The organism is Photorhabdus kayaii (assembly GCF_025384895.1).
GTDB classification, from domain to species: Bacteria; Pseudomonadota; Gammaproteobacteria; order Enterobacterales; family Enterobacteriaceae; genus Photorhabdus; species Photorhabdus kayaii.
On sequence record NZ_JAJAFZ010000095.1, the window covers coordinates 1 to 11,077 of the forward strand.

General features: G+C 40.0%; 12 protein-coding genes and 1 riboswitch. Of the genes, 6 read left to right on the forward strand and 6 right to left on the reverse strand.

Annotation, left to right across the window (positions count from 1 at the left end; all coding sequences use genetic code 11):
• Positions 1-55 precede the first annotated feature (55 nt).
• From LGZ98_RS21745 to LGZ98_RS21770, 6 genes are all read right to left on the reverse strand, one after another.
• The gene (locus LGZ98_RS21745) at positions 56-670 is read right to left on the reverse strand and encodes a gluzincin family metallopeptidase (RefSeq protein ID WP_262978571.1); all 615 of its coding nucleotides are present in this window, start codon (positions 668-670) and stop codon (positions 56-58) included.
• Between the two features lie 692 nt (positions 671-1,362).
• Positions 1,363-1,542: a hypothetical protein gene (locus LGZ98_RS21750; RefSeq protein ID WP_262978572.1), complete on the reverse strand. Its 180-nt coding sequence runs from the start codon at positions 1,540-1,542 to the stop codon at positions 1,363-1,365.
• 109 nt (positions 1,543-1,651) lie between these two features.
• Positions 1,652-2,074 (reverse strand): hypothetical protein, encoded by a 423-nt coding sequence (locus LGZ98_RS21755; RefSeq protein WP_262978573.1) that lies wholly within the window; start codon positions 2,072-2,074, stop codon positions 1,652-1,654.
• Positions 2,014-2,331, reverse strand: a complete 318-nt coding sequence (locus tag LGZ98_RS24375; protein WP_390904720.1) for a DUF6817 domain-containing protein — start codon at positions 2,329-2,331, stop codon at positions 2,014-2,016. The genes LGZ98_RS21755 and LGZ98_RS24375 overlap by 61 nt, the downstream gene beginning before the upstream one ends.
• Positions 2,328-3,569: an MFS transporter gene (locus LGZ98_RS21765; RefSeq protein WP_262978575.1), complete on the reverse strand. Its 1,242-nt coding sequence runs from the start codon at positions 3,567-3,569 to the stop codon at positions 2,328-2,330. The genes LGZ98_RS24375 and LGZ98_RS21765 overlap by 4 nt, the downstream gene beginning before the upstream one ends.
• On the reverse strand, positions 3,556-4,506 hold the full coding sequence (locus LGZ98_RS21770) for an aKG-HExxH-type peptide beta-hydroxylase (protein ID WP_262978576.1): 951 nt from the start codon (positions 4,504-4,506) through the stop codon (positions 3,556-3,558). Before LGZ98_RS21770 ends, LGZ98_RS21765 begins: the two co-directional genes overlap by 14 nt.
• Positions 4,507-4,866: 360 nt before the next feature.
• A riboswitch (TPP riboswitch) is annotated at positions 4,867-4,992 on the forward strand.
• A gap of 117 nt (positions 4,993-5,109) precedes the next feature.
• Here LGZ98_RS21770 and thiC point away from each other — a divergent pair.
• From thiC to thiH, 6 genes are read left to right on the forward strand one after another with little or no spacing between them, the layout of a single operon-like run.
• On the forward strand, positions 5,110-7,047 hold the full coding sequence (thiC, locus tag LGZ98_RS21775) for a phosphomethylpyrimidine synthase ThiC (RefSeq protein WP_113044045.1): 1,938 nt from the start codon (positions 5,110-5,112) through the stop codon (positions 7,045-7,047).
• Positions 7,031-7,681, forward strand: a complete 651-nt coding sequence (gene thiE / locus LGZ98_RS21780; protein WP_387492579.1) for a thiamine phosphate synthase — start codon at positions 7,031-7,033, stop codon at positions 7,679-7,681. The genes thiC and thiE overlap by 17 nt, the downstream gene beginning before the upstream one ends.
• A gap of 10 nt (positions 7,682-7,691) precedes the next feature.
• Positions 7,692-8,441 (forward strand): HesA/MoeB/ThiF family protein, encoded by a 750-nt coding sequence (locus LGZ98_RS21785; protein ID WP_228901812.1) that lies wholly within the window; start codon positions 7,692-7,694, stop codon positions 8,439-8,441.
• On the forward strand, positions 8,438-8,638 hold the full coding sequence (gene thiS / locus LGZ98_RS21790) for a sulfur carrier protein ThiS (RefSeq protein ID WP_113044042.1): 201 nt from the start codon (positions 8,438-8,440) through the stop codon (positions 8,636-8,638). Before LGZ98_RS21785 ends, thiS begins: the two co-directional genes overlap by 4 nt.
• A gap of 1 nt (position 8,639) precedes the next feature.
• Entirely contained in the window at positions 8,640-9,407 is a 768-nt protein-coding gene (locus LGZ98_RS21795; protein ID WP_113044041.1) for a thiazole synthase, read from the forward strand.
• Positions 9,408-9,421: 14 nt separating this feature from the next.
• Positions 9,422-10,546 (forward strand): 2-iminoacetate synthase ThiH, encoded by a 1,125-nt coding sequence (gene thiH / locus LGZ98_RS21800; RefSeq protein ID WP_113044058.1) that lies wholly within the window; start codon positions 9,422-9,424, stop codon positions 10,544-10,546.
• Positions 10,547-11,077: the final 531 nt, after the last annotated feature.

Sequence of the window (11,077 nt, forward strand, 5' to 3'; positions counted from 1 at the left end):
TGTTTACTTTCTTGTCGGAGTACCTAGCGTAAGCTGTTTCGCCGCATTATTTTAATTAGACAATTATTGAATGTATTGTGTCATTCAGCATCTCTGCATTCATGAAGTAATCCAAAAAACAGTTTGGTGATATAGTGGCAGACAAGGAATGTGCCACTATATTGTTCAGAGGGTACAAGCTGTATGCTCCTTCCCTCCCACCTGAAATAATGTGCTCAAGATAAACCGGCTTAGTTAATATATTGGAATAATTGAAGAAACACGGAGAACCGTTTATCAATTTCTCTGGCATGAGGTCGAATATAGCTATGCCACTGTGGAGATAAAGATCGATAAACACGAATTCTATCTGACGCATCTCATCAAGAATATCCATACAAATAAAGTTATCAAAAACCATTTTCTGTGATTCATTCATAGCTGTATTGCAAACCAGTTCATTAAAAAAAATATGTTCGGATAACTGACTTGGTATTTCAATAGTTGAGCGGAAATCACTGTGATAAAGACCTCCATTAATACTAGCCATACCAATACTAATCAGATGACCAATTTCATGAATTACCGTTTTTATTTCAGCTATTCCCAATGGCTGATGAAATAAAGCAGATTTTAGATAAGTTACTGATACAGAGCTATCAAAAATTTTGTCACAAGATATCGCTGTCACTGTACCTTGTATCCAGGGTCGGATCTCACATTTTTAATATGGTTATTGTGAGTAAAAATAACCCTTTGCGAGCTCAATAAACATACAAAAGAGATATTAAAACCTATCAATAAAAGCATATTGAATATGCGAAATTATCAATATCCGTGTGACGATTGATTTTTATACAAAGTAGAATCCCGCCCTGACCTTGTATCTGACATGCTTGTATAACAAAACAAAATGAACGCTCATTATGAGTTGATACACGGATGATATACCTGTTTGTTGACTCACATTCAATACTAAAATGAGCCTGGCTATGTTTATTTAAGTAAGAAAAAATTAATCTAAGTATTTCAGGCAAGTGAAAATTAAAACATGGCAACGATAGCCTATTTATCAGATTTTTCTGATACATACGAAATGTATCTGGCTCAGTGAATTGTTTTATATCAATTCCAAAATGATTACAAAGATTTTTTAGTAAATTTATAATTTTATGATAATAAATTTCCAATGTGTTCTTAATATTCTCAGTATCCTTATTGAAAAGATAATTACATTTATATGAAGCAAAATTTTTATACCCTAGTCTTTGCACGAAATAATTTCTTGCTCCAATCATTTCATCTATAAGATGAAAAATTTTATTTAAAACCTCCTTATTCTCATCATTAATCGAGTGTTTAACTTCATATGCTCTATGTAGATTATCTATACCCGTTATCTTTCAAGTTGCCTCTTTGTTGGCCGCACTCGCTCACCCCAGTCACATAGTTACCTATGCTCCCGGGGATTCGCTCCCTTGCCGTCGCGATGCATCTTGAAATCCATAGGGTATATAAATATCTTTGGCAAATTCCGCCCAATTTGGAGTGTGAATGACACAATCCGCTAATTTTTTCTCAAGTTGGCTGAATGTTAAGAAAAAATTATCAGGAGATATCACACCAAGAATATATTTATCATGCAAAATAGCCATTTCTGAATGAATAGAATTTATGTTCTGCATGATAAACTCCAAAACCTATTAAAATCAATTTGTATACCGTGGCAACAATAATATAATATCGGAAATAGTTTCTTAAGGTGTTCCCTTGCATCTTGGTATGTAAAAAAGCCTTTCTTTTCTACACACCATATTATCTGTTCAAGTATGTCAGCGACAATAACGTTAACCAAATTAGAGAATATATCTTCAGGAATAGAAATATCTTCAGTCTGAACTCTTAGTGTTACAACATTACCACTCTTTGATATATTATCATAACTTTTTGCATAATGAACTCGCCCATAATAATAAACAAGTAGCTCAACATCCTTTCCAACAATTTGTTGTATATGTTCCCTATCTTTATAACTCACACCAGAATTATTATATATTGAATTTTCATCATATACCTTATAGATTTCAAGATGCATCGCGACGGCAAGGGAGCGAATCCCCGGGAGCATAGCAAACTATGTGACCGGGGTGAGTGAGTGCAGCCAACAAAGAGGCAACTTGAAAGATGATGGGTATATATTGAATGTAACATTCCTGCATTACATACTACTTCTTCACAACCATATTTATTTAACAATTTGGCAGTATTAACCAAGTGCGACGAATGATGACGATCATATACCTTGTCTTTATCAATTTGGTAAAATTTTTTAATTTTTGTCAATATGCTCATAAATCACCATAATTTTTATCATAAATAGAATCTATTTCTTCTTTATCTTTACTAAGCAAATCATCAAACATAGGAATATATTTCAGTAATAGAGAAACAACACATATTAGAAAACCACCAATAAGAAGTACAACAGAATAATTCCATTTTTCTATTATCATAGAAAAAAGAATGAATCCGAAAGGATTCCCCAATCCAATAAAAGCGGTATGAACTGTCTGTATTTTTACTCTATGTCTTTCCGGTATAGCTATGGAACGACTAGATTCTATGCTGACATTATTCAGCACAACAGATACTCCGATCAGAAAAGCCAAAAGGCACCAGATTATATGACTGATAAACAAAGATAAACCAACCAGACATAATCCTATCATGAAAAACGAGCAAATAACGGTACGAGCTTTACCGTATATTTTTTCAAAATAGGATTGGAAAAATACGGAAGCACAGATTGCACCAATCGCAGCGCTCGCTTCTATTATTCCGATCACAATAGCACTTGAGTGTTTTACTGACTCTACAAAATATGGAATAACAAGAGAAGAAAATGGAACCAGAATCATATTCACTAACAGAGATGAAAGTGCCCAATATGGCTCAAAACGATAACGAAAGAAAAGCCTCATACTGTTAAGTGCAGAAGATGGATTATCTTCCTTCTTCTGCAAAATCCCTGTCCCCCGATTTTTTACTCCATATAGAATGCATACGGATAGGAAAATTAATCCGCATAACGTCCATGTCATATTAATTATCCCTATAACTTCATATCCTGCCATTCCCAAACCGATACCAAACACATTAAGAGACGCCTGCAACAAAAATGTCTTACGATATGCTTCATCAAGTTCATGTTTACTGACAATAAACGGGATATAAGCATTCACAACAGGAGAATAAAGAGCATCAATTAAGCCAAGTATAATACTAATGATGAAGAAAAAATATATTTCCCCACCGTAACTAATGTTATAAAGGTAATATATTGTTAAAAAAATAAATATAAGATTGAGTACAACAAGAATTTTTTTCTTATCAAGCTGGTCAAAAAGGTGTGACAGAGCGAGACCTGAGATCGTTCTTGAAAGAAAATAAACAAAAAGAAAATACGAAGACAATATTAGCTGGTTACTCTTAATAAGACTTAAAGTGACCAGAGCTACAATTATTCGTGAACTCAAAATATATAATGCTTCCGAAGATCGTATTTTCCAAAAATCATCATTTAACTTCACTGGGAATAATCCTATTCATTTCTTCACCGATACTATCTGAGATAGCACGCCCGATGTCTGTCAATTCTGCATGATTATCTATTATCTCTTTTGTATCCAAGAATTTTTTCAATGCAGTATTAAATCGTGATCTAATTTCTTCTTCATAAATGCCAGAGTATATATTAGACATTTTATATAAAGTTTGACAAATCCGGTTAAGTACAAAATAAGCATGAAATATTCCGATCATGGGTCTGCCATCTTCACGAAATGGAGCTTGATAACGTTCTTCAGGATCATTCAAGACAATATAATCTTGAGCATTAATAATATTTAGTGCATGATGTGCACATTCATGAACGATATGCTCAATATAGTAAGGTACACTATTTTCATCCGCACTATAAAGTAGGATCATCCCCCACATATTAAAGTTGCAGCCTGACCTGATATAATTCCCTTCTGTTTTTCCTGTAAGATATATTGTATCAATAAAACATACACATTCAAGATAGGTATTTTCATCATAGGTTTTCAATAATTCCAATGCTTCTTGTATCTTCTCTATGTCATCTTTTACTTCATGTGCAAATCGGTATCCAACTCTGACTCCTTTATCATCCTGCTCCAATATTTTGAAAAGCATGTTCATATCAAACACAGGCTCGATAAAATAATCCAAAGCTTTAATAGATAGCTCTGGCTTTCCCGTATAATCCTGACATTTTGCTATAGCATTCCGAATGTAATTAATACACAATTCCCTGTTACCCTTTTCGGCTGCATCGATAGCCAAGTAATGAGAAGCACATAAATCCCATTTTATGAAAAATCCATTAGGAACTTTAAAATCAGACTCAGTTATTTCAATTAAATATTCAAGTGAATTACGGATCTGTAATTCGAAATCAGAGCGGAATTGTTGATGCGGATAACATGTCGTAGCGATATTCATCTTCAAGCTCCATATTATTCCCCTTCGTACAAAATACGAAGGGGAATGATCATAAATTAATCATCGTTTTTGTCATTAACAGCCCAACCAGACAATGGTGATTTAATTTTAACTACTTTAGAAGAGTCAAAGTTTTTCATATCTTATTTCCTTAACAAGTTATAATTAAAAAATTAATGCTTAGCTAAACATTATTTAACATAAAGAAATTTTTCTATTTGTTCACTAAAAAATTAATAAACATGAGAAATTGATCACAAAATAACCAGCAACATGGCTGACAACAATTAACCTGGTCACTGTAAATACTTTCAATCAGTAAGGGTTGTAGTTTTCATAATCCCTTCTATACTACTGTTTACTTTCTTGTCGGAGTGCCTAGCGTAAGCTGTTTTATCGCAGCATACACAGGCTGAGACCGTTAATTCGGGATCCGCGGAACCTGATCGGGTTAATACCCGCGAAGGGAACAAGAGTAATCAACCGCTGTCAGCCCACCCAATTTTTTACAGGTCTGTCCAGCCATCAATTATATTACTCTTACTCATTTGCCTGCGAGCTCCAGACAAGCAACTTTCCCAATAACACAGTTAGGAATTTGCTATGTCTCATAATACTGTTATCCCTACAACCGATGTCTCACCAAAACCCAATCCGGCACGCCCACGTAAAGCGCAACGCGATGCCGCTCAAGAGTTTATTAATTCTATTCAAGGCGTGACATTCCCAAATTCACGACGAATTTATCTTCAAGGTTCCCGTGACGATATCCACGTTCCAATGCGTGAAATTCAATTATCTCCCACGTTAATTGGCGGCACTAAAGAAGAACCTCAGTATGAGGAAAACGAAGCCATTCCGGTTTATGATACTTCCGGCGCTTATGGCGATCCTGATTCCAAACTGGATGTACATGTTGGGTTAATCCAACTACGTCAACCGTGGATCGACGAACGCCAAGATACTGAACCTGTTGCCGCCCTCGGCTCCGATTTTACTCAGCAACGCCTGGCGGATGCCGGTCTCGATCATTTACGTTTCAATACTCGCCCCCATCCATTAAAAGCCCATAAAGGCAAATGCGTTACTCAACTGCACTATGCCCGTCAAGGCATCATCACCCCGGAAATGGAATTTATCGCACTACGGGAAAATATGGGACGTGAACGTATCCGCGGTGATGTATTACGCCAACAACATGCTGGACAAAGTCTTGGCGCTCAGTTGCCGGAAAATATCACACCAGAATTTGTCCGTCAGGAAGTCGCAGCCGGTCGGGCAATTATTCCTGCCAATATTAATCATCCTGAATCAGAGCCGATGATTATTGGTCGTAATTTTCTGGTAAAGGTTAATGCCAATATCGGTAACTCTTCAGTCACCTCTTCTATTGAGGAAGAAGTAGAAAAGTTAATCTGGTCTACTCGTTGGGGCGCAGATACGGTAATGGATCTCTCTACGGGCCGTTATATCCACGAAACCCGCGAATGGATCTTACGTAACAGCCCGGTTCCTATCGGTACAGTCCCTATTTATCAAGCACTGGAGAAAGTCAATGGCGTAGCGGAAAATCTCACCTGGGAAATATTCCGTGATACCTTGCTGGAACAAGCGGAACAAGGGGTAGATTACTTCACCATTCATGCCGGTGTATTACTGCGCTATGTACCGATGACAGCCAAACGCCTCACCGGAATTGTGTCCCGCGGTGGTTCGATTATGGCGAAATGGTGTCTGTCTCATCATCAAGAAAACTTCCTTTACCAACATTTCCGTGAAATTTGTGAAATCTGCGCCGCTTATGATGTTTCCCTATCATTGGGCGACGGTCTACGCCCCGGTTCTATTCAGGATGCTAACGATGAAGCGCAGTTTGCAGAACTGCATACATTAGGCGAACTGACCAAAATTGCCTGGGAATATGATGTTCAGGTGATGATCGAAGGCCCTGGGCATATTCCTATGCAGATGATCCGCCGCAATATGACGGAAGAGTTGGAACATTGTCATGAAGCCCCTTTCTATACCCTTGGTCCACTGACAACAGATATTGCCCCCGGTTATGACCATTTCACTTCCGGTATCGGTGCGGCCATGATTGGCTGGTTTGGCTGCGCCATGCTCTGTTATGTAACGCCGAAAGAGCATCTCGGCTTGCCAAACAAAGATGATGTTAAACAAGGGCTAATTACCTACAAAATTGCTGCTCATGCCGCTGATCTCGCCAAAGGCCATCCCGGCGCACAAATCCGTGATAACGCCATGTCTAAAGCACGTTTTGAATTCCGCTGGGAAGATCAATTTAATCTGGCGCTCGATCCCGATACTGCTCGCGCCTATCACGATGAAACTCTGCCACAAGCCTCCGGCAAAATTGCGCATTTCTGTTCTATGTGCGGACCTAAATTCTGCTCTATGAAGATTTCTCAGGAAGTACGCGATTATGCCGCCGGTATGGAACAGATGTCTGAAACATTCCGCGCTAGAGGCAGCGAGTTGTATCACAGCGTAGAGGATGTCTCTCATGAACAATCTGCCTAACGCGCCATTTGCCCCAACGGAATACAAATTGGGCCTGTATCCCGTCGTGGATTCGCTAGAGTGGATTTCCCGCTTGTTAAAAGCAGGCGTCACCACAATTCAGTTGAGAATTAAAGATCGACCAGAAGATCAGGTAGAAGAAGAGATTCAGCAAGCCATTATGCTCGGTCGCCAATATAACGCTCGTTTGTTTATTAACGATTACTGGCGACTGGCAATAAAGCATGGCGCTTATGGTGTTCATCTGGGGCAGGAAGATTTAGTTATCGCTGATCTGAACGCCATCCAAAAAGCGGGATTGCGGTTAGGAATCTCTACCCACGATGAACAAGAGCTGGCACGAGCTAAATCTCTGCGTCCGTCTTACATCGCTCTCGGCCATATTTTCCCAACCACGACCAAAGCGATGCCATCTTCCCCACAAGGACTGGCAGCACTAAAACGGCAAGTAGAAAACACACCAGACTATCCCACTGTCGCCATCGGAGGCATCTCTCTTGAACGCGTACCGGATGTCATTGCAACGAGAGTCGGCAGTGTGGCGCTGGTTAGTGCAATTACCAAAGCAAAGGATTGGCGCCAGGCCACCGCACAACTGCTTCATTTGGTTGAAGGCATTGAGTTAAAGGGATAGAGAGGTGCTTATGTTGAATGATCAAGAATTTATGCGTTACAGCCGACAACTGTTACTCGAAGATATTGGCCCGGAAGGGCAGGAAAAACTGAAATCCAGCCGCGTACTGATTGTCGGACTGGGAGGGTTAGGCGCTCCCGCCTCTCTCTATCTAGCCGGGGCAGGTGTGGGAACAATTTATCTCGCTGATGATGACCAATTGCACATCTCCAATTTACAACGGCAAATACTTTACCGCACCGAAGAGATCCCTGCCGCAAAAGCTGAACTTGCAGCCAATCAACTCAATGCATTGAATCCGCTGATAAAAACAATCATCCTTAATCAACGTCAGAACCAGGAATCTCTGACAACAATCGTGAAGCAAGTCGATCTGGTTCTCGATTGCAGTGACAACATGACAACTCGACACGCCATCAATGCCACTTGTGTGGCAACGCGAAAACCATTAATCAGCGGCAGTGCTGTCGGTTTTAGCGGCCAACTTATGGTATTTGAACCCCCTTATCTTCATGGCTGCTATAACTGTCTCTACCCTGAACAGGAAGAGCCATTACGAAATTGCCGGACTGCGGGTGTATTAGGTCCGGTAGTGGGTATCATCGGCACATTACAAGCATTGGAAGCCATCAAAATGTTAACTGGGCTTCCCTCTCCGTTAAGCGGCAAACTCCGACTGTTTGATGGTAAACAGCAAAGCTGGAGCACACTACAACTTAACCCGTCGCAGCAATGCCCGATTTGTGGAGATATGGCATGAAAATTACGGTAAACGACCAGCCGATGGAGCTTATGGCTCCTCTGGCTATACAGCAATTGCTAGAACAACTTGAACGAACACAACCGGGAATGGCACTGGCTATTAATCAAATCATTATTCCGCGTTCAGAGTGGAATACGCATCAAATTAATGATGGAGACAATATCCTTCTGTTTCAGGCTATTTCTGGAGGTTGATATGCTAAAAATTGCTGATACGACTTTTAATTCCCGTCTATTTACCGGTACAGGCAAATTCGCCAATGCCAATTTAATGACTCAGGCTATAGCGGCTTCCGGCAGCCAGCTTGTCACGATGGCAATGAAACGCATTGATTTGCAGAGCGGTAATGACGCTATTTTAGCGCCATTGCAAAAACTTGGCGTCAAATTGCTGCCAAATACTTCTGGAGCCAAAACCGCAGAAGAGGCCCTATTTGCCGCCCGTTTGGCCCGTGAAGCACTGGCGACAAACTGGATCAAACTAGAGATTCATCCTGATGTGAAATACTTGTTACCTGACCCGATTGAAACACTCAAAGGCGCTGAAATGTTGGTCAAAGATGGGTTTGTCGTTCTGCCCTATTGCAGTGCTGATCCCGTTTTGTGTAAGCGTCTGGAAGAAGTGGGTTGCGCGGCGGTCATGCCTTTAGGCGCACCGATCGGCTCTAATCAAGGGCTACTAACCCGAGATTTCCTGCAAATTATTATTGAACAAGCACAAGTGCCGGTGGTCATTGATGCCGGTATCGGCGCACCAAGCCATGCATTGGAAGCGATTGAACTGGGTGCGGATGCTGTATTAGTCAACACCGCAATTGCCGTTGCACGTAACCCAGTAAAAATGGCTCAAGCCTTCAAAATCGCGATTGAAGCGGGTGAATTATCCTATCAAGCTGGCCTGGCAAGTCCGAAACAACATGCTGTTGCATCCAGTCCACTGACCGATTTTCTAGGGGCATTTTGATGATTCATCATCTTATGAGCGGTAGTTTTAGTTACCGCTGGCAGCAGTTGAACTGGGATGACATTACCCTTCGCATTAATAGCAAAACCGCGCAGGATGTTGAACGGGCATTAAACAGTAACAAATTAAATCTGGACGATTTCATGGCCTTGCTCTCTCCGGCAGCGAAATCCTATATCGAACCACTGGCACAACGGGCACAAAAACTGACTCGTCAACGCTTCGGTAACACCGTTGGTTTTTATGTACCGCTTTATCTCTCCAATTTGTGTGCCAATGACTGCACCTATTGCGGGTTCTCAATGAGTAACCGCATCAAACGCAAGACACTCAATAAAGATGAAATTATTGCCGAATGTCAGGCGATTAAAGCGCTAGGCTTCGACAATCTGTTGTTAGTCACCGGAGAACATCAGGGCAAGGTCGGTATGGATTATTTCCGCCGCTATCTGCCACTTATCCGCGAATATTTCAGCTCAATAATGATGGAAGTTCAGCCTATGACACAGGAAGAGTATTCTGAACTGAAAACCCTGGGGTTAGACGGTGTGATGGTTTATCAGGAAACCTATCATGAACCAACTTACCTGCTACATCATCTACGGGGTAAGAAACGGGATTTTCACTGGCGATTAGAAACACCCGATCGCCTTGGTCATGCTAAAATCGATAAAATCGGTTTAGGAGCGCTAATTGGCCTCTCTAGTCATTGGCGGACAGACTGCTATATGGTGGCGGAGCATTTATTCTTTCTGCAACGTACATATTGGCAAAGCCGTTACTCTATTTCATTCCCACGTTTGCGACCTTGTGCTGGAGGTATTGAGCCCGCATCGCTGATGAGTGAAACAGAACTGGTACAACTGATTTGTGCTTTTCGTCTATTTGCGCCAGATGTTGAGCTTTCTATTTCTACTCGTGAATCTCCATTCTTCCGCGATCACGTCATACCACTGGCAATCAACAATGTTAGTGCCGGTTCTAAAACCCAACCCGGTGGTTACGCAGATAATAGCCACGAAGAATTGGAGCAATTTATGCCGCATGATAACCGTTCTGTTTATCAGGTTGCAGACGTATTAATTAAAGCCGGGTTACAACCTGTCTGGAAAGATTGGGATAGTTATTTAGGTCGATAATTTAATTTTTTCTTTTTTCAAATAATTCGAGTTTAGGTAAAAGACTTTAACAGGTAATAACTCCACGCAATAGGAATTAATATAAAAAACTGTCTGGTGCCAATACCAGACAGTAATAAACCAATCCCAATAAGATTAAAACGAGAATAAAAAATAATTACAGATTATAAAACACATCAATTTTAGCAATAAAAAAGAGCTAATCTTCACTAATTAAAATATCATTTTATTTCCCCTCACTTTAATTAATTCAAAAAAATCGTAGATAAAAAATATATAATAAACTTTCCTTATTGTAATTAAAATAAAACTATAATTCTCACTCTATTATTTCGATATACATTGGACATCATAAAAACATCACATAATAATTCATCACATTATATTACTTATCATCATTATCACCTAAAAAAATAATTTCTATGCAAAATACCTTTCCTGACCTATACGTATATTCCTCACAAAAATAAGAGTATGAAAATCCAGTTTATACCCGTCATCTTTCAAGTTGCCTCTTTGTTGGCTGCATTC

Bases quoted from the DNA above. Each gene is read 5' to 3' on its own strand.
- LGZ98_RS21755 (WP_262978573.1), bottom strand. From the start codon at position 2,074: ATGCATCTTGAAATCTATAAGGTATATGATGAAAATTCAATATATAAT.
- LGZ98_RS24375 (WP_390904720.1), bottom strand. From the start codon at position 2,331: ATGAGCATATTGACAAAAATTAAAAAATTTTACCAAATTGATAAAGAC.
- LGZ98_RS21770 (WP_262978576.1), bottom strand. From the start codon at position 4,506: ATGAATATCGCTACGACATGTTATCCGCATCAACAATTCCGCTCTGAT.
- thiC (WP_113044045.1), top strand. From the start codon at position 5,110: ATGTCTCATAATACTGTTATCCCTACAACCGATGTCTCACCAAAACCC.
- thiE (WP_387492579.1), top strand. From the start codon at position 7,031: ATGAACAATCTGCCTAACGCGCCATTTGCCCCAACGGAATACAAATTG.
- LGZ98_RS21785 (WP_228901812.1), top strand. From the start codon at position 7,692: ATGTTGAATGATCAAGAATTTATGCGTTACAGCCGACAACTGTTACTC.
- thiS (WP_113044042.1), top strand. From the start codon at position 8,438: ATGAAAATTACGGTAAACGACCAGCCGATGGAGCTTATGGCTCCTCTG.
- LGZ98_RS21795 (WP_113044041.1), top strand. From the start codon at position 8,640: ATGCTAAAAATTGCTGATACGACTTTTAATTCCCGTCTATTTACCGGT.
- thiH (WP_113044058.1), top strand. From the start codon at position 9,422: ATGAGCGGTAGTTTTAGTTACCGCTGGCAGCAGTTGAACTGGGATGAC.